Annotated in this window: 18 protein-coding genes and 2 riboswitches; of the genes, 5 read left to right on the top strand and 13 right to left on the bottom strand. The window is 73.6% G+C overall.

Annotated elements, in window-relative coordinates:
* Nucleotides 1-73 precede the first annotated feature (73 nt).
* Complete coding sequence (gene xylA / locus ET471_RS02900; RefSeq protein ID WP_129186518.1) at nt 74-1228, top strand: xylose isomerase; 1155 nt, start codon at nt 74-76, stop codon at nt 1226-1228.
* A 151-nt stretch (nt 1229-1379) separates the two neighbouring features.
* Nucleotides 1380-2861, top strand: a complete 1482-nt coding sequence (locus ET471_RS02905; protein ID WP_129186519.1) for a xylulokinase — start codon at nt 1380-1382, stop codon at nt 2859-2861.
* Between the two features lie 105 nt (nt 2862-2966).
* Here ET471_RS02905 and ET471_RS02910 read toward each other — a convergent pair whose 3' ends face one another.
* From ET471_RS02910 to ET471_RS02930, 5 genes are all read right to left on the bottom strand, one after another.
* Nucleotides 2967-3647, bottom strand: coding sequence for a class F sortase (locus ET471_RS02910; protein ID WP_129186520.1), 681 nt, complete (start codon nt 3645-3647; stop codon nt 2967-2969).
* Between the two features lie 4 nt (nt 3648-3651).
* Nucleotides 3652-4218 carry a signal peptidase I gene (locus ET471_RS02915; protein ID WP_129186521.1) on the bottom strand — a complete coding sequence of 189 codons (567 nt, stop codon included), beginning with the start codon at nt 4216-4218 and terminating at the stop codon, nt 3652-3654.
* A gap of 232 nt (nt 4219-4450) precedes the next feature.
* Nucleotides 4451-4966, bottom strand: coding sequence for a dihydrofolate reductase (locus ET471_RS02920; RefSeq protein ID WP_129186522.1), 516 nt, complete (start codon nt 4964-4966; stop codon nt 4451-4453).
* Nucleotides 4966-5769 (bottom strand): thymidylate synthase, encoded by an 804-nt coding sequence (locus tag ET471_RS02925; protein ID WP_129186523.1) that lies wholly within the window; start codon nt 5767-5769, stop codon nt 4966-4968. The genes ET471_RS02920 and ET471_RS02925 overlap by 1 nt, the downstream gene beginning before the upstream one ends.
* Nucleotides 5770-5818: 49 nt before the next feature.
* The gene (locus ET471_RS02930; RefSeq protein ID WP_129186524.1) at nt 5819-6412 is read right to left on the bottom strand and encodes a hypothetical protein; all 594 of its coding nucleotides are present in this window, start codon (nt 6410-6412) and stop codon (nt 5819-5821) included.
* A 225-nt stretch (nt 6413-6637) separates the two neighbouring features.
* On the opposite strand from ET471_RS02930, the gene ET471_RS02935 reads away from it, so the two are divergent.
* Together ET471_RS02935 and ET471_RS02940 are read left to right on the top strand one after the other, a co-directional pair.
* Nucleotides 6638-7123 (top strand): OsmC family protein, encoded by a 486-nt coding sequence (locus tag ET471_RS02935; protein ID WP_129186525.1) that lies wholly within the window; start codon nt 6638-6640, stop codon nt 7121-7123.
* Nucleotides 7124-7125: 2 nt separating this feature from the next.
* Nucleotides 7126-8076 (top strand): hypothetical protein, encoded by a 951-nt coding sequence (locus ET471_RS02940; RefSeq protein WP_242496403.1) that lies wholly within the window; start codon nt 7126-7128, stop codon nt 8074-8076.
* Between the two features lie 61 nt (nt 8077-8137).
* Here the strand turns inward: ET471_RS02940 and ET471_RS02945 are convergent, their stop codons facing one another.
* The 5 genes from ET471_RS02945 to ET471_RS02965 form a co-directional block, all read right to left on the bottom strand.
* Nucleotides 8138-9415, bottom strand: a complete 1278-nt coding sequence (locus tag ET471_RS02945; RefSeq protein WP_129186526.1) for an aspartate aminotransferase type Ic — start codon at nt 9413-9415, stop codon at nt 8138-8140.
* 48 nt (nt 9416-9463) lie between these two features.
* Nucleotides 9464-10399, bottom strand: a complete 936-nt coding sequence (locus ET471_RS02950) for a universal stress protein (protein ID WP_129186527.1) — start codon at nt 10397-10399, stop codon at nt 9464-9466.
* A 274-nt stretch (nt 10400-10673) separates the two neighbouring features.
* Complete coding sequence (locus ET471_RS02955) at nt 10674-11435, bottom strand: C40 family peptidase (protein ID WP_129186528.1); 762 nt, start codon at nt 11433-11435, stop codon at nt 10674-10676.
* A riboswitch (cyclic di-AMP (ydaO/yuaA leader) is annotated at nt 11436-11593 on the bottom strand.
* A gap of 250 nt (nt 11594-11843) precedes the next feature.
* Complete coding sequence (locus ET471_RS02960) at nt 11844-12560, bottom strand: C40 family peptidase (RefSeq protein ID WP_242496404.1); 717 nt, start codon at nt 12558-12560, stop codon at nt 11844-11846.
* Between the two features lie 48 nt (nt 12561-12608).
* Nucleotides 12609-12756: riboswitch (cyclic di-AMP (ydaO/yuaA leader) on the bottom strand.
* A 128-nt stretch (nt 12757-12884) separates the two neighbouring features.
* A complete protein-coding gene (locus ET471_RS02965; RefSeq protein WP_129186530.1) occupies nt 12885-13607 on the bottom strand; it encodes an iron-dependent transcriptional repressor DtxR in 723 nt (240 codons plus the stop codon).
* Between the two features lie 91 nt (nt 13608-13698).
* On the opposite strand from ET471_RS02965, the gene serC reads away from it, so the two are divergent.
* On the top strand, nt 13699-14838 hold the full coding sequence (gene serC, locus ET471_RS02970; protein WP_242496405.1) for a phosphoserine transaminase: 1140 nt from the start codon (nt 13699-13701) through the stop codon (nt 14836-14838).
* Here the strand turns inward: serC and ET471_RS02975 are convergent.
* The 3 genes from ET471_RS02975 to ET471_RS02985 all read right to left on the bottom strand — a co-directional run bounded on the left by ET471_RS02975 (nt 14835) and on the right by ET471_RS02985 (nt 18046).
* A complete protein-coding gene (locus tag ET471_RS02975) occupies nt 14835-16118 on the bottom strand; it encodes an MFS transporter (RefSeq protein ID WP_129186532.1) in 1284 nt (427 codons plus the stop codon). The two genes, serC and ET471_RS02975, sit on opposite strands and share 4 nt — an antisense overlap.
* A gap of 135 nt (nt 16119-16253) precedes the next feature.
* Nucleotides 16254-17549, bottom strand: a complete 1296-nt coding sequence (locus ET471_RS02980) for an MFS transporter (protein WP_129186533.1) — start codon at nt 17547-17549, stop codon at nt 16254-16256.
* Nucleotides 17550-17623: 74 nt separating this feature from the next.
* Nucleotides 17624-18046, bottom strand: coding sequence for a MarR family winged helix-turn-helix transcriptional regulator (locus ET471_RS02985; protein WP_129186534.1), 423 nt, complete (start codon nt 18044-18046; stop codon nt 17624-17626).
* Between the last annotated feature and the right edge of the window lie 89 nt (nt 18047-18135).

An 18135-nucleotide genomic window follows, 5' to 3' on the forward strand; every position in this document is an offset into this window, starting at 1 on the left:
TTCAGCAATAGTTCAGCCGAACAACTAATGCTGCGTGGGGTTGCTGCGCGGCTCGATGAGGAGAAGACAACCCGTGAGCGACATCAAGTACTCGTTCGGCCTCTGGACCACCGGCTGGCAGGGCGTCGACCCGTTCGGCGACGCGACCCGTCCCCACCTCGACCCGGCCGAGAACATCCGCAAGCTCGCCGAGACCGGCGCGCACGCGTTCACGTTCCACGACAACGACGTGTGGCCGATCGACGCCACCGAGGCCGAGCGTGCCGCCGCCATCGAGTCGGTCAAGAAGGCCTCCGCCGAGACCGGTCTCGTCTGCGAGATGGTCACGACCAACACGTTCTCGCACCCCGTCTTCAAGGCCGGCGCGTTCACCTCGAACTCGCGCGACGTCCGCCGCTACGGCCTGCGCAAGATCCTCAAGCAGGTCGACCTCGGTGCCGAGCTCGGCGCCACCACGTTCGTCATGTGGGGCGGCCGCGAGGGCGTCGAGTACGCGAACTCGAAGGACCTGGGCACCGCCCACGCCCGCTACGCCGAGGGCATCGACACCGTCGCCGCCTACATCAAGTCGAAGGGCTACGACATGCGCGTCGCCCTCGAGCCGAAGCCGAACGAGCCCCGCGGCGACATCTTCCTGCCGACGATCGGTCACGCCATCGCGCTGATCAACACGCTCGACAACGGCGACATCGTCGGCGTCAACCCGGAGACGGGCCACGAGCAGATGGCCGGCCTGGACTACACCCACGGCCTCGCCCTCGCCCTGTACGTCGGCAAGCTGTTCCACATCGACCTCAACGGTCAGAACGGCCCGAAGTACGACCAGGACCTCGTGTTCGGCCACGGCAACCTGCTCTCGGCCTTCTTCACGGTCGACCTGCTCGAGAACGGCTCGCCGAACGGCACCATCGCCCCCTACCAGGGCTACCGCCACTTCGACTACAAGCCCTCGCGCACCGAGTACGTCGACGGCATCTGGGAGTCGGCTGCCGCCAACATCAAGACGTACGAGCTCCTCGCCGCCGCGTCGAAGTCGTACCGTGCCGACGCCGAGGTCCAGGCCGCGTTCGAGAAGGCCGGCGTGCTCGACGCCTCGACGACCCTCGCCGAGGGCGAGTCGTTCGAGTCGTTCCTCGCCGAGGCCGACGAGGACATCGCCGAGCTCGGCAAGCGTCACGAGGGCCTGGTGCACCTGCACCAGCTCGCGCTGAACCACATCCTCGGCTGAGCCATCAGCTGAAGCAGCAGCACCATGGCGGGCCCCGTCGTCGGCATCTCGATGCACGACGACGGGGCTCGCCTCATGCACGAACCGGCATGCTGCGCGACGTCGCGCAGGATGCCGGACGACCGAACTTCAACGCACTAGGAGTAGCTCCGTGGCCCTCGTCGCCGGCGTGGACTCGTCCACCCAGTCCTGCAAGATCGTCGTCCGCGACGCCGAGACCGGTGCCCTCGTGCGCTCCGGCTCCGCGAAGCACCCCGACGGCACGTCCGTCGACCCCCGCTTCTGGTGGGACGCCTTCCTCGAGGCCGCGCAGAAGGCCGGCGGGCTGGCCGACGTCGCCGCCCTGGCCGTGGGCGGGCAGCAGCACGGCATGGTCGCCCTGGACGCCCAGGGCAACGTCGTCCGCGACGCCCTGCTGTGGAACGACACCCGCTCCGCGCAGGCCGCCGAGGACCTGATCGTCGAGCTCGGCGAGGGCGACCGCGCCGCGGGCGCCCAGGCCTGGGCCGACGCCGTCGGCTCCGTGCTGGTCGCCTCGCTCACGATCACCAAGCTGCGCTGGCTGCGTGACGCCGAGCCGGAGAACGCCGCGCGCGTCGCCGCCGTCGCGCTCCCCCACGACTGGCTGTCGTGGCGCATCGCCGGCTACGGCCCCGAGGGCGACCCGACCGCGCCCCTCGGCCCGCAGCTCGACAAGCTGTTCACCGACGCCTCCGACGCGTCCGGCACGGGCTACTACGACGCCCAGGCGACCTCGGGCGACGGGTACCGCCGCGACCTGCTCGCGCTGGCCTTCGGCCGCGACGACGTCGTGCTGCCCCGCGTCATCGGCTCCACCGAGTCCGGCGCGGTCGCCCACGCGACCATCGCGGGCGACGGCGCGGCGCTGATCGGCCCCGGCGCCGGGGACAACGCGGGCGCCGCGATCGGCCTCGGCATGCAGCCCGGCGACATCGCCATCTCGATCGGCACCTCCGGCGTCGTCTCCGCCGTCGCGCCGCGTCGCACGCAGGACGGCACGGGCGCCATCAACGGCTTCGCCGACTGCACGGGCAACGCGCTCATGCTCGCCGTGACGCTCAACGCGGCCCAGGTGCTCGACGCCGCCCGCAGCGTCCTCGACGCCGACTTCGGCAAGCTCGCCGACCTGGCGCTGGCGGCCCCCGCGGGCTCCGACGGCCTCGTGCTCGTCCCCTACCTCCAGGGCGAGCGCACGCCGAACCGCCCCAACGCGTCCGGCACGCTGCACGGCATCCGCCTGAAGAACATGACGCAGGCGCACGTCGCGCGCGCCTACATCGAGGGCATGCTGTGCGGCCTCGCGGACGGCATGGACGCCCTGCGCGCCCTCGACGTGCCGGTCGAGCGCGTCATGCTCATCGGCGGCGCCGCGCAGAGCCCGGCCGTGCAGGAGATCGCCCCGCAGATCTTCGGCCTGCCGATCTCCATCCCCGAGCCCGGCGAGTACGTGGCCGACGGCGCGGCCCGCCAGGCCGCCTGGGTCCTGGCCTCGGCCACCCTGGGCGCCGAGGCGCCGCAGCCCGCGTGGGCCACGAAGATGAGCAAGACCCTCCCGGCCAACCCGGTCCCGGTGGTCCGCGAGCAGTACGCGGCGGTGCGCGACCTGGTCTGACCGACCCCGCACGCAGCAGAGCCCGTGACCGCCTCGGCGGTCACGGGCTCTGCTGCGTCCCGGGTCCGTGGTGCTCGCGGAGGTGGGGCAACGGCATGGACCACGTCAGGAGGCGCGCGCGAACACCACGAGGTTGTCGGTGGCCGAGCCGCTCTCGCCCTGGCGCTGCAGGCACGTGATCAGCACGAGCTCGCCGTCGCGCCCGGCCGGGTCCCCCCAGACCTCCGCCGACGACGCCGCGTCGTCCTTGGACATCACCCGGTGGCCCGTGACCGTGTAGGCGACGCCGTCGACGAGGAGCACGTCACCGACCTCGACCGTGACGGGCGACTCCGCGGCCTCCATCGCGAAGAACGCGTTCCCGGGGGCGTTCCCGCCGCGGACGGCATGCATCGCGAGGACGACGAGCCCCGACCCGGGCTCCTGCGGCGTCCCGTGCCCGCGCACCAGGAAGGCGTCGGTGAGGGTGGGCGGGTTGATGACGCCGTCCACGACGTTCATCGCGACGAGCGGCACGTCGAGCCCCTGACGCGGGGCCACGAAGCGTCCCGCGCCGTCGGACCCCTCCTCGGGCAGCGCCACGGGGTCGGCCGCGGCGACGTCGGGGACGTCGTCGAGCACCACGCGGTTGCCGGACAGGTCGACGAGGCCACCGGGTGCGGGCCGCAGCGCCATGGAGGCGAGCACGCCGGCCCCGACCAGGCACGCGGCAGCGAAGAGCAGCGCGACCACGCGCCCCGCCGACGGCCGACGACGGCGAGGAGCCTCGGGTGCGGGCGCGCTCATGGGATCACACCCCGTCCGCGGTCACGAGGCGGCGGGTCCAGGTGGGGCGCGGCGCGGCGGGGCCGACGAGGACCAGCGCCGTCGCGCCGACCAGCACCGCACCACCGAGCGTCACCGCCGCCAGCAGCCACGGCTGCTGCGCGACCCGCCCCACGAGCGGCACCGCGTAGGCGACGCGGCCCTTGAGCTGCTCGCGGTCCATCGGCCCGTCGGGGTAGGGGCTGGCGTCGCCCTGCGTCTGGAGGTGCACCACCGCGCCGTCACGCACGACGACGTCGGTCACACGGGTCGTCACGACCTCGCCCGACCCCGGGACGGGACGGTAGGCGACGACGTCGCCGACCTCGAGCAGCTCCGCGGGCACGGGCCGCACCACCACGAGGTCGCCGCGGGCCATCGACGGCTGCATCGAGTCGTTCGCGACGGCGAGCGGCACGGCTCCCACGAGCCGCGGGGCCACCGTGACGGCGGCGACGAGCCCGAGGAGCGCCACGAGGAGCAGCGTGAGCGCGACCGAGCCGAGCGCGGGCGCGGGCCTCGTGCTGCTCGGCCGTGCGGGGGCGTGCACCATGCGGTCGGGTCCTTCCGGGTACTCGGCGGTCGTGCGGGTCGGCGGACGGCGCGCGCCGGTGGAGGGCACGCCTGTCGGACGACCAGCCTCGCCCGCGGGACCGGGGCGGACGTCACGTGACACCGGGAAGCACGGCCCGCGTGCGTGGTTCCTCGGGCGCACGACGCGCCTCGGGGCGACGCACCGTGCCGCCGGGGCGCCGTGGCGCCGGGCGCCCCGGATGTCGCGCGGCTCAGCGCCGCACGTACGTCCGGAACCGGTACCGGGGCGACCCGTCCCGCGCGGACCCCGCCCAGCCGCCGCGGCCGTGCTCGGACTCGTGCCAGACGACGGGGTCGATCGCGGGGGCCACGGCGTCGCCCTCGACCTCGAGGTCGATCTCCGTGACCTCGAGCCGGTCCGCGAGAGCGACCGTCTCGGCGTACACCTGCTCGCCGCCGATCACCCAGACGCAGTCGCCACCGGGTGCGGCGGTGGCGAGCGCCATCGCCTCGTGCAGCCCGTGCGCGACGGCCGCGCCGTCGGCGGACCAGCCGTGCTGCCGGGTGACGACGACGTTGGTGCGCCCGGGCAGGGGCCGGCGGTGCAGGGAGTCCCACGTGGCCCGGCCCATGACCACCGGGTGCCCGGAGGTGAGCGCCTTGAAGCGGGCGAAGTCCTCCGGCACCCGCCACGGGATGTCGCCGGCGGCCCCGATGACGGGGCGTCCGGCGGCGTCGCGGGCCTGGGCCCAGATGAGGGCGATCATCAGACGGCGACGGGCGCCTTGATCGCGGGGTGGTGCTGGTACCCGAGCACCGCGACGTCCTCGTACTCGTGGTCGAAGATCGAGCCCCGCGGCGCCAGCGACAGCGTCGGGTAGGGGTACGCCTCGCGCGAGAGCTGCTCGCGCACCTGCTCGAGGTGGTTGTCGTAGACGTGGCAGTCGCCGCCGGTCCAGACGAACTCGCCGACGTCGAGCCCGGTCTGTGCGGCGACCATGTGGGTGAGCAGCGCGTAGGACGCGATGTTGAAGGGCACGCCGAGGAAGAGGTCGGCCGACCGCTGGTAGAGCTGGCAGCTCAGCCTGCCGTCGGCGACGTAGAACTGGAACAGCAGGTGGCACGGCGGCAGGGCCATGTCCGGGATCTCGGCGACGTTCCAGGCGCTGACGACGAGCCGCCGCGAGTCCGGGTTGGCGCGGATCTGCTCGATCACCTGCTGGATCTGGTCGACGTGGGCGCCGTCGGGCGTGGGCCAGGAGCGCCACTGGACGCCGTAGACGGGGCCGAGCTCCCCGGACGGCGAGGCCCACTCGTCCCAGATGGAGACGCCGTGCTCCTGGAGCCAGCGGACGTTGGACTCGCCGCGCAGGAACCACAGCAGCTCGTACACGACCGACTTGAGGTGCACGCGCTTGGTGGTGACGAGCGGGAACCCCTGCGCGAGGTCGTACCGGAGCTGGCGCCCGAACACGGACGTGGTGCCGGTGCCGGTGCGGTCCTCCTTGTGCGTGCCGTTCTTCAGGACGTCGGCGAGGAGGTCCTCGTACGGGGTGGGCACGGCGCTCATGGCCGCGATTCTAGGCCGGGCCCTCTGACAGGCGACGGCGGAGGCCGCGTCAGCGTCCGCCCGGCGGCGTGGCGCCGCGGGGAGGCGCGGGCGGGGTCCCGCCGCCGGGCGCCTCGCCGTCGCGCAGCTCCTTGAGCTTCTTGCCACGCCGCCGCCAGGAGCGCCAGAAGATGTCTCCCCCGACGGCGACGACGAGGCCGAGCACCGCGCCGACGCCGGTCCAGGCGGTGAAGTAGGGGGCGCGGACGTCGAGCGTGCGCTCCGCCCCGTGCGCGGCGCCGCTGGTGCCGAACACGATCCACGCCGTGAACAGGTTCGGTGCGGCGAGCACGATCGCCACCGCGATCCAGATGAGCGGCGCCTTCCAGCCCTTCCACCGGCGCACGGTCCTCGAGATCACGAGCGCGGGCAGGAACGTGAACACGAACCCGAACGCGAGGCCCCACAGCGCCGAGCGCACCAGCCCGCCGTCGGACAGTTCGCCCATCTGCTGCGACCACCAGCGTGGCACGGCGGACGCCGCGACGGCAGCCCCCGCGAGCAGCACGAGGGCGAGGGCGACCCACAGGATGATCCGGTTGCGCACCTTCGCGCGCCGCCGCTCCGGGTCCACCGCACCGCCGTCGGGCTCGCTGCCGCTCATGAGCCGCATCCTCCCAGCGCCCGCGGCGGCCCGCGCGCCGGGCGGGCAGCCCGGCGGGCAGCCGGCGGGCAGCCGGCCGGCAGCCCGGCAGTTCGTCGTCAGACCGTGCGCCCGGGGGCACGGTGTGACGACGAGCTGCCGGGCTGACGGGAAGCCTCCGGCGCCGACGGCGGTTGGCACCGGACGGTGCGGTCCGTCGGGGGCCGCGGATGGGAGGATTCGGGTATGACCGAGCAGAGCAACCAGACCCTGACGAGCGACGACGCCGCGCCCATGAGCCCCGTGCCGACCGACCCGCTGTGGGTCGAGCGCAACGGCGTCCGCACGTACACGGGCATCTCCGGGCGCGGGGCACGCGTCGCGATCGGCCCGGCGGAGGCCGGCGCGGTGTTCACGCCGGGCGAGCTGCTCAAGGTCGCGCTCGCCGCATGCGCCGGCATGAGCGCCGACTCGAAGTTCGCGCGCGTGCTGGGCGACGACTACGAGCTCGTCATCCGGGTCAAGGGCCCCAAGCACGAGACCGAGGACCGCTACCCCGAGCTGCACGAGACGTTCGAGATCGACCTGTCGTCGCTCGACGACGCCGCGCGCGAGAAGACGCTCATGCTCGCGCAGCGCTCGATCGACCGGGCCTGCACGGTCGGCAACACGCTCAAGGCCGGCGCCGTCGTGCCGCCGGTCGCCTACGCTCCCCCGGCGTCCGAGGCCTGACCGTGCCACGCTGGGGGCGGCCCACGCCGGCGCGCGACGACCTGCCGGCAGGCGACGACCTGCCGGCGCGCGACGGCAGGTCGTCACGCCGGGACGCCGCGGGCGGAGTCGTCCCGCCGGACGACGCCGCCGCGGCCGTCGTGCCGCCAGGTCCCGGCGCCGCCACCGCCGTGCCGCCGGGTCCGGGCGCCGTCGTCGTGTCGACCTCGGACCCCGCCACGGTCGTGGTGGGCGACGACGACGACCCGTCGCGGTGGGAGGCGTACAAGCCGGCGTCGCTGCTCGACGCGTTCGTCGACAAGGCCGTCACGGTGCCGTCATCGACCATCCGCAGGCACGTGGACACCGTGCGCCGGCGCAACCCCGAGGCATCCCCCGCGCAGGTGATCCAGCTCCTGGAGAAGGAGTACCTGCGCGTCGTCGCGGCCGCGGGCGGTGCGGTGGGCGCCGCCGCCGCGATCCCCGCCGTCGGCACGGGGACGGGCGTCGCGCTGACCACCGCGGACGTGGCGACGTTCTTCGCGGCGTCGGCGGCGTTCTCGCTCGCCGTGGCCGAGGTGCACGGCGTGCGGTCGGAGGACGTCCCGCGGCGTCGGGCGCTGCTGCTGGCCTCCGTCCTGGGCGCCAAGGGCGCGAAGGACGTCGAGTCCGCCGTCGGCGGCTCGTCTACGGCGTGGGGCAAGGTGCTGCTGACGACGATGCCGCAGGGCTCGGTGCGCCGCGTCAACAAGGCGCTGACCAGCACGTTCCTCAAGAAGCAGCTCGCCAAGCACGGCACGCTCGCGCTGGGGAGGCTCGTCCCGTTCGGCATCGGCGCGGCGGTCGGCCTGGCCGGCGGCCGGGCGCTGGGCCACGGCGTCGTCGCGCAGTCGCGGCGGGCGTTCGGCGCGCCGCCGGCGCGGTTTCAGACCGGCAGCTCGTCGTCAGACCGTGCGCCCGAGGGCACGGTCTGACGACGGACTGCCGGTCTGACGCGGCTCACCCGGATGACGCGGCTGACGCGGGTGACCGGCGTCAGGCCCTCTCCGCCGCCGCCAGGAGCACGCACGTCGCGACCGCGTCCATGGCCTGCTCCACCTCTGCCAGCGGCGGCATCGACGGGGCCAGGCGGATGTTCGCGTCGAGGGGGTCCTTGCCGTACGGGTGCGTGGACCCGGCCGGGGTCAGGGCGATGCCCGCCCCCTTCGCCAGCTCGACGACGCGCGCGGCCGTGCCGGGCACGACGTCGAGCGAGACGAAGTAGCCGCCCTGCGGCACGGTCCAGTGCGCGACGCCGAGGTCGCCCAGGCGCTGCGTGAGGATGCGGTTCACGGCGTCGAACTTCGGGGCGAGGATGTCGCGGTGCTTGCGCATGTGAGCGCGCACGCCCCCGGCCGACCCGAAGAACAGCGCGTGCCGCAGCTGGTTGACCTTGTCGGGACCGATCGACTGCACGCTCAGGTGCGACTTGTACCAGGCGATGTTCGCCGGCGACGACGCCAGGAACGCCACGCCCGCGCCGGCCCAGGAGATCTTCGACGTCGAGGCGTACATGAGCACGCGGTCCGGGTTGCCGGCCGCGGCGGCCAGGTCGATCGCGTTCGCGGACTTGACCTCGTCGCCCGTCAGGTGGTGCACGGCGTACGCGTTGTCCCAGAGGATGCGGAAGTCCGGGGCGGCCGTCGGCATGGAGACGAGGCGGCGGGCCACGGCCTCCGAGACGACCGCACCGTCCGGGTTGGCGTAGGTGGGCACCACCCACAGGCCCTTGACCGTCGGGTCGTCGGCCACGAGCGCGGCGACGGCCTCGGCGTCCGGGCCGTCGGGCGTCATCGGCACGGTGACCATCTCGACGCCGAAGGCCTCGCAGACGCTGAAGTGCCGGTCGTACCCGGGCACCGGGCAGACGACCTTGACCTTCTCCTCGCGGCCCCACGGCCGCGGCGAGCCCGGCGGGCCCCACAGGAACGCGTAGGCGAACGTGTCGTGCATCAGGGTGAGCGAGGCGTTGCCGAGGGCGAGCAGCTGGTCGACGGGCACGTCGAGCAGCTCCGCGAAGATGCGGCGCAGCTGCGGCAGGCCGTCGAGGCCGCCGTAGTTGCGCACGTCGACGCCGTCGGCGTCCGTGTGCACGCCCTCGCCGGGCAGCGCGAGCATCGGCTCGGCCAGGTCGAGCTGCTGCGCGGACGGCTTGCCGCGCGTGAGGTCGAGCCGGAGGCCCAGCTCCGTCAGCGCGGCGTACTGCTCACGCAGGGCGGGGAGCTGGTCGGCGAGGTCGGTGCGGGGTCCGGACGACGGTGCAGGGATGCTCACGGCGCCAAGGCTAGCGCGCCGCGGCACCCCTCCTCGGGCCGCCTGACCCTACTCGTCAGGGTCGCTCTTCCGGTTGACCACCAGGACGGGGCAGGCGGCGTGGTGGAGCACGGCCTGCGAGGTGCTGCCCAGCAGCAGGCCCCGGAAGCCGCCGCGTCCGCGCGACCCGACAACAAGCAGGTCGGCCGCCGTCGAGAACTCGGTGAGCAGCTCCGCGCCCGTGCCGTCCAGCACGATCCGCTTGATCTTCAGCCCGTCGTTCGCCGCCTCGTACCGGTCGACGATGACGTCCAGCCCGGCCTTGATGTCGGCGAGCACCTGCTCGTGGTCGATCTGCGCGGGCAGCCAGGCCAGCACGCCCGCGCCGCTGCCCACGGGCACGCCCGCCACGGCGACGAGCTCTGCGTCCCACACCTTCGCCTGCGTGATCGCGACCTTGAGCGCCGCCTCCGCCGAGGGTGACCCGTCGACGCCCACGATGATGCGCCGCACCTCGTGCACGACGTCGCCGTCGCGCCGGTCGGCCTCCGGAGCACCGTTGGACTTCGGGGTGCGCAGCGGCACGACGACCACGGGGCACTTCGCGTGCGCGGGCAGCGCGGAGGAGACCGTGCCGAGCAGCCGCTCGGTGAACCCGCCGCGCCCGCGCGTCCCGACGACGGCGAGGCCGTAGTCCTTCGACATCTCGACCAGCACCCCGGCCGCGTCGCCCGTCGCCACCGACGCCGTCACGGGCAGGCCGTGACCCGCCACGCGCTCCTGCGCCTCGACGAGGACGGCCTTGGCACCCTCCTGGATGGCCGTGTCGTCGAGCGCGGCGTACCCGCCGTCGAGAGACGCCGCCGTGAACGACGGGAGGGAGTAGCTGCACACCATGTGGAGCGCCCAGCCGACGCGCTTGGCATAGGCGGCCGCCCAGTCGAGCGCGTGCAGGCTCGGTGCCGAGCCGTCCACCCCCACCAGGACGATCTCCGGTCGGGTCATCGTTCACCTCCGTCTTCGCAGGTGCGCCGAATCCTCGGCGCCGGGGCGTGCTCGCTCCTTAAAGGGTAGCGAATGCCCTGGCAAAGAAGCATAGGTCCGTCCCGGGCTGCCGGAGCCCGGATGTGACGTATCTGCGCACGTCGTCGCGCATCGGGCGACAACAACCCGTGCTGAAACGTTGTCGAACGTCTACACGACGACGCCCCGGTCCGCTCGGGGAGCGAACCGGGGCGTCGGGAGGCGTGACGCGGCGTCCGGGGGACGCGGTGCGGCGTCAGGAGACGCGCAGGAACACCGGGTTGGACTGCCAGATCGAGTGGACGCCGACGGTCCAGCCCTGCGGGCGGGACGCCTCGACCTGCATGCCGTCGCCGAGGTAGATCGACACGTGGCCGGGCGACCAGATGATGTCGCCAGGACGGGCCTCGGAGCGCGAGATCTGGGTGGTGTGCGACGAGTCGCGGATCGCGCTCGACTGGTGCGGCAGGTCGATGCCGAGCTGCGCGTACACGTACGCGACGAGGCCCGAGCAGTCGAAGCCCGCGGGCGTCGAGCCGCCCACGACGTACTTGACGCCCACGTAGCGCAGCGCGATGGACGCGGCCTGCGAGCTGTAGGCGGCGGCCGGCGCGTTGACCGCGGCGCGGTCGGCGGTGCGCGAGGCGGCGGCGGTCCGCGTCGCGACGACCTTCTTGGCGACGGGGGCGGCGGTGACCTTGACGGCGGTGTCGGCGGAGACCGCCTCGACCTGGATCTGCGCGTCGGGGGCGACCGTCACGACGGGCGCGGCCGCGAGGGCCTCGCGCGCCTGCTCGGTGAGGGCACCGAGGTCGACGGCGCTGAGCTTGGTGGCGCCCGACGTCTGGACCGGTGCGGCGTGCGCGGTGCCCGCGAACGTCGAGACGAGGATGCCACCGGCGGTGGCGACGACGGCGGCGCGGCGGCCGACGACAACAGCGTTCTGGTTGATCGCGCTCAGCGGGGTCAACGGGCGGCGCGCGGCGCGATGCCGGGCGCTCGTCGTGCGTGCGGTCACGTGTTCCCTCTCCTGCCGCCTGCGAGGTGAGCTGTCGGGTTCGGGTAGGAGAAGTACCCGGCCGGGCTGTGACACCCGGCTTCACCCCAAGGGCTCCGCGAGCGGAACCCGGAAGTGGGTCCCCCGTCCCTGTCATGGATCCTCGTCGACCACGGACCGGTGACAGGGCTCGGCGTCCGGTCGTGGGCCTGGGCGGAGGCTTCCGCGCCAGGCGAGTGGAACGTTATCGGACACTCGACCAAATGTCACGACTGGATCACAGCTGGATCAGTCTCGGACAACTTTGCGACGCCTCGGCGCCGCAGACCTCGCGCCAAAACGCGTCAGCGCCGGGAGCGCGTGCGATACAGCACGACGTCCCGCCGCGCGGCCGCGCGACGGGACGTCGAGGAGAGGCTGGGGTGGCGCTCAGCCCACGCGGATGAACACCGGGTTGGACTGCCAGATCGAGCGGAACTGGATCGTCTTGCCGGGGCGCGGGGCGTCGATCTGCATGCCGTTGCCGGCGTAGATGGCCACGTGGCCCGGGGACCAGATCAGGTCGCCCGGCTGGGCGTCGGCGCGCGAGACGACGGTCCCGACGCCGCGCTGGGCGCTCGAGGTGCGCGGCAGGCTGATGCCGACCTGCGCGAAGACGTAGGAGGTGAAGCCCGAGCAGTCGAAGCCTGCGGGCGTCGAGCCGCCGGCGAGGTACGGGACGCCGACGTAGCGGGCCGCGATCTCGATGACGGCGGAGCCGTTCGCGAACGCCGGGGCCGGGGCGCCGATGGACGCGGCGGCGGGGGCGGCACGCTCGGCCGACCGCGAGGCGGTCGTCGTGCGGGCGGGGGTCGCGACGCGAGGGCGCGGCGCGGGGGTGACCTGGACGGCGGTGTCGGCGGACACCGTCTCGACCTGGACCTGCGCGTCCGGGGCGACCGTCACGACCGGCGCGGCCGCGAGCGCCTCGCGCGCCTGCTGGGTCAGGGCGCCGAGGTCGACGGTGCTGACCCCGCTGGCGGCCGGGGCGGCCTGCGCGGCGGTGGCGCCGAAGGTCGAGATGATCAGGCCGCCCGCCGTGGCGACGACGGCGGCACGCTTGCCTGCGCCTCCGACGGTCTGGGCGATCTCGGTGAGGGGGGTCACGGGTCGGCGCGCGGCACGATGCCGCGCTGCGTTACCAGCGCTCACGGGTCTACCTCTCCTGGTCGCCTACGAGGTGAGCTGTCGGGTTCGGGCAGGAGTACGCCCGGCCGCTCGCGCGGCTTCACCCCGAGGGCACCGCATGCGGTGCCCGGTGGTGGTTCCCCCGTCCCTGCCTTCGGGTCGTCAGTCCGTGGCGCGGCCGGTGGCAGGGTTCGGCGTCCGACCGCACGCGCTCAGGGGAAACCCTGAGTGCGTCACCGACCGTAGCGGACCGGACGGCGTGTGTCACGTTCCGGTCACGAGACCCGACGGAGACGCGTCAGGTCAGCGGGTCGTGACGAAGAGGTGCCGGGCGACGTCGTCGGCGAGGTCGATGCCGTGCTCGGCGGCGTCGACGACGACGGCGTACTCGCCGTCGCCGGGGGTCACGGTGATCGCGACGCCGGGGACGAGGCCGACGGCCTCGAACCGGCCGAGGAGCTCGACGTCGGTCTGGAGCGGCTCGGCGATGCGCTGGAGGGTCATCGCGACGGGCCCGTCGGCGGTCGGCGCGGCGACGGCCGCGAGCGCCTCGAACACGCCGGGCAGCGGCGTGACGCCGGCGAGGTAGGGCACCTCGCGCTCGGTGTCGCCGAGCTCGGACAGGCCGGGGATGGGGTTGCCGTAGGGGTCGGAGTGCGGGTGGTCGAGCAGCGTGACGAGGCGGCGCTCGACGTCCTCGCTCATGACGTGCTCCCAGCGGCAGGCCTCGGTGTGGACCTGCTCCCAGTCGAGCTTGATGACGTCGGTGAGCAGGCGCTCGGCGAGGCGGTGCTTGCGCATGACGCGGCGCGCCTTGCGCAGGCCGCGGTCGGTGAGCTCGAGGTGCCGGTCGCCGGTGACGACGACGAGGTCGTCGCGCTCCATGCGGGCGACGGTCTGGGACACCGTCGGGCCGGAGTGGCCCAGCCGCTCGGCGATGCGGGCGCGCAGCGGCGTGATGCCCTCCTCGACGAGCTCGTAGATCGTCTTGAGGTACATCTCGGTGGTGTCGATCAGGTCAGTCACGACTCTCCCTCTCGGTCGCCCGGGGCCGACCCGTCGCCCCGGCGACCCGCGCCGAGACGGCACGGGGCAGGGCAGCGGGCCCGCTTAGTCTATGGGCATGGCGCTGACGATCCCCGCTCACCTGCTCCCTGCTGACGGCCGGTTCGGTGCCGGGCCGTCCAAGGTCCGCCCCGGGCAGGTGGAGGCGCTGGCCGCCGCCGGGGCCGCCGTGCTGGGGACGTCGCACCGTCAGCCGCCCGTCAAGCAGCTCGTGGGCCGCATCCGAGCGGGGCTGGCCACGCTCTTCGACGCCCCCGACGGGTACGAGGTGGTGCTCGGCAACGGCGGCTCGACGGCGTTCTGGGACGTCGCCACCGCGTGCCTGGTGGAGCGTCGCGCGCAGCACGCCGCGTTCGGCGAGTTCGGGGCGAAGTTCGCGGCGTCGACGGCGGGGGCGCCGTTCCTGCGCGCGCCGCAGGTGCTGAGCGCCGACGCCGGGTCGGTCGCGCTGCTGGAGCCGTCGCCGAAGGACGACCCCGTCGACGTGCACGCCACACCGCACAACGAGACCTCGACCGGTGCGATGGTCACCCCGGTGCGCGTGCCCGGCTCGACCGGCCTGATGCTCGTGGACGCGACGTCGGGCGCGGGGGCGCTGCCCGTCGACCTCGCGGAGACCGACGTGTACTACTTCGCGCCGCAGAAGGTGTTCGCGGCCGACGGCGGCCTGTGGCTCGCCGTCGCGTCGCCCGCCGCGATCGAGCGGGCGGAGCGCGTCGAGGCCGGCGCGGCGGCGTCGGGCCGCTGGGTGCCGGAGTTCTTGTCGTTCACGACGGCGCTGACGAACTCGCGGGCCGACCAGACGCTCAACACGCCGGCCGTGGCGACGCTCGTCATGCTCGCCGACCAGGTGGACTGGCTGCTCGCGCAGGGCGGCCTGGCGTGGTCGGTGGCGCGCAGCCGCACGAGCGCGGAGATCCTGTACGGCTGGGCCGAGGCCCGCGCGTGGGCCACGCCGTTCGTCGCGGAAAAGGAGCACCGCAGCACCGTCGTCGGCACGATCGACCTGGACGCGTCGATCGACGCGACCGCCGTCGTGAAGACGCTGCGCGAGAACGGCGTCTACGACGTCTTCCCGTACCGCAAGCTGGGACGCAACCAGCTGCGCGTGGGCATGTTCCCGGCCGTCGACCCGGCCGACGTCGAGGCGCTGACGCAGTCGGTCGACTACGTCGTCGAGCACCTGGCCTAAGCCGCGAGCTCCCGCTCGGGGTGCACGATCTCGAGCTGCGGGAAGGTCGCCGGGCGCGTGACGCGGTAGCGGACCCGCCAGCGGCGGTGCGCCCACGTCCAGGCGGCCACGACGACGACGAGCGTGGCGACCGCACCCACGAGGATCGCGACGCGGGGGCCGAAGGTCTCGCCGACCCAGCCCACCAGCGGGGAGCCGATCGGCGCGCCGCCCAGGAACATCATCATGTAGAGCGCCATGACGCGGCCGCGCATCGCCGGCTCGACCGACGTCTGGAGGGCGGCGTTCGCGGCCGTGAGCATGGTCAGCGACGCGAACCCGATGGGCGCGGCGAGCAGCAGGTACGTCAGGTACGACGGCATGAGCGCCGAGACGCCCTGCGCGATCCCGAAGGCGAGCGCCGCGCCGAGCACGACCCGCACGCGCGGCGGCTCCTTGCGTCGCGCGGCGAGCAGCGCGCCGGCGAGCGACCCGACGGCGAGCACCGAGCCGAGCATGCCGAACTCCCCCGGCCCCAGGCCGAACTCGACGCGCGCCATCATCGCGCTGGTGAGCTGGAAGTTCAGGCCGAACATCGTCACGACGCCGACCACCAGCATGATCACCTGGATGTCGCCGCGGCCGCGGACGTAGGCGACGGCCTCGCGCAGCTGCCCGCGGGCGCGGGGCGCCTGCGGCAGCAGGTGCAGCGTCCGGGGGTTCATCGCGGCCATCGCCGTGATCGACAGGGCGAACGTGGCGGCCGTGATGGCGAACACCCAGCCCGGGCCCACGGCGGCGATGAGCAGGCCGGCGATGCCCGGCCCGACGAGCCGGGCCGCGTTGAACGACGCGGAGTTGAGGCCGACGGCGTTGGTGAGGTTGGCCTCTGGCACGAGCTCGGAGACGAACGTCGCGCGCACCGGGTTGTCGATCGCCGAGACGCAGCCGCCCACCAGGGCCAGCGCGAACATGTGCCACAGCTGCACGGCGCCCGTGAGCACGAGCACGGCCAGGACCACCGAGTTGAGCCCCATGAGGGCCTGCGTCGTCATGAGCAGACGACGCCGCGGCAGGCGGTCGGCGAGCACGCCCGCGTACGGGGACAGGAGCAGCACGGGCAGGAACTGCATCGCCACGGAGAAGCCGACGGCCGTGCCCGAGTTGTCGGTCAGGTGGGTCAGGACGATCCAGTCCTGGCCGACGCGCTGCGCCCATGCGCCGACGTTGGCGACGAGGGCAGCGGCGAACCACAGGCGGTAGTTGGGGAAGCGGAGGGAGGCGAACGTCGCGGAGGCCATGGCCTTCCCACCGTAGGTCCTTGCCCGGGGTAACGACCTGGGGAGGGCGTGCGAGGCCCGGCGGCACGGCGCTCGTTGCTTGGCGCGCCGTGGCCGGGGCCTCCTGGGCCGGGCTGGGCGGGTGGCCTGGGCCGGTCAGGCCGCCACGACGTCCGGCATCGCGACCGGGGTCCGCACCGGGTGGACGACGTCGAGGTGCGGGCGCGGGTGCAGGTGCGGCTCGAGCTTGACCTTCCAGTTCCGCACGGCCCACACGGTCACGGCCGAGACGACGGCGAACGTGGCGATCGAGCCCGAGAGGATCGCCCAGCGCGGACCGGCCACCTGGCCGATCCATCCCACCAGCGGCGAGCCGATCGGCGTCGCGCCCTGGAACACCATCATGTAGAGGGCCATGACGCGGCCGCGCATCACGGGGTCGACCGACGTCTGGAGGGTGGCGTTGGCCGCCGTCATCATCGTGAGCGACGCGAGGCCCACGGGGATCGCGGTCACCGCGAAGGCCACGTACGTGGGCATGAGCGCGTTGAGCGTCGTCGCGGCGGCGAACGCGAACCCGGCGCCGAGAACCAGGCGCACGCGCGGCCGGTCGCGGCGGGCAGCGAGCAGCGCGCCCGCGAGCGAGCCGATGGCGAGCACCGAGCCGAGCACGCCGTACTCCCCCGCGCCCTTGCCGAACTCGACGCGCGCCATGAGCGCGGACGTGAGCTGGAAGTTCAGGCCGAACATCGACACGACGGCCATGACGGTCATGACCAGGACGATGTCGGACCGCCCGCGCACGAACCGGACGGCCTCGCGGATCTGCCCCTTGCTGCGCGGCGCGACGGGGAGCGTGCGCAGCGTGCTCGCGTCCATCGCGGCGAGGGCGGCGATCGTGGCGGCAAAGCTGATGCCGTTGATGAGGAACACCCAGCCGGCGCCGACGGCCGCCACCAGCAGGCCGGCCACGCCCGGCCCGATGAGGCGGGCCGCGTTGAACGACGCCGAGTTGAGCCCGATGGCGTTGGGCAGCTTGTCGGCGGGGACCATCTCCGCGACGAACGTCTGGCGCACGGGCGAGTCGATCGCGGAGGCGACGCCCGTGAGGAACGCGAGCACGTAGAGCTGCCAGAGCTGGACGGTGTTTGTCAGCGTGAGCGCGGCCAGCACGAACGCCAGCAGGCCCATGGCCCCCTGCGTCGCCATGAGCAGCTTGCGGCGCGGCAGGCGGTCCGCGAGCAGGCCCGCGTAGGGCGATAGCAGCAGGAACGGCAGGAACTGCAGGGCGGTGGTGAACCCGACGGCGGTGCCCGAGTTGTGGGTCAGCTGGGTGAGCACCACCCAGTCCTGCCCGACGCGCTGCATCCAGGTGCCGACGTTCGCCACGAGGGCGGCGCCGAACCAGATGCGGTAGTTGGGGTAGCGGAGCGAGGAGAAGGTCGAGGCCATGTCGTCTTGTCGGTTCGTCTCGTGTCGTCAGGTGCGTTGCGTGCGGGGGTACGTCGGCGGGCGGGCCCGCGGGCTCAGCCCGAGGCCAGGGTCTGGAGGAGGTCGTTGGCCCGGGCCAGGGTGGCCCGGTCCTGCGGCGTGAGGGCGCCGAGCCGGAGGGACAGCCAGGCGTCGCGGCGCCGTCGGGTCTCGGCGACCTCGCGCCGTCCGGCGTCGGTGAGGTCGACGACGACGAGGCGGCCGTCGGTGGGGTGCTCGGACTTGGTCACGAAGCCCAGGTCGACGAGCGCGCTCACCGTGCGCGTCATGGCCGGCGGCCGGACGCCCTCGGAGTGGGCGAGCTCGCCCGGGGTGAGCGGGCCGCGCCGGGTCAGCTCGGTCAGGACGCCGAACTGGGCGGCGGGCAGGTCGGCGTCACCACGCTCGGCGCGCAGGCGCCGGAGGAACCGGCCGGTCCCCACCCGCAGCTCGGAGGCGAGAGCAGGAGCGGATGTCATTGCCTCAGGCTACTACATCCTTACCTTGGGCAACGACCCTTTCTCTTGTCTGGCGGGCCACAGACCGGCAGTTCGTCGTCAGACCGTGC

Source organism: Xylanimonas protaetiae, assembly GCF_004135385.1.
Lineage (GTDB): Bacteria > Actinomycetota > Actinomycetes > Actinomycetales > Cellulomonadaceae > Xylanimonas > Xylanimonas protaetiae.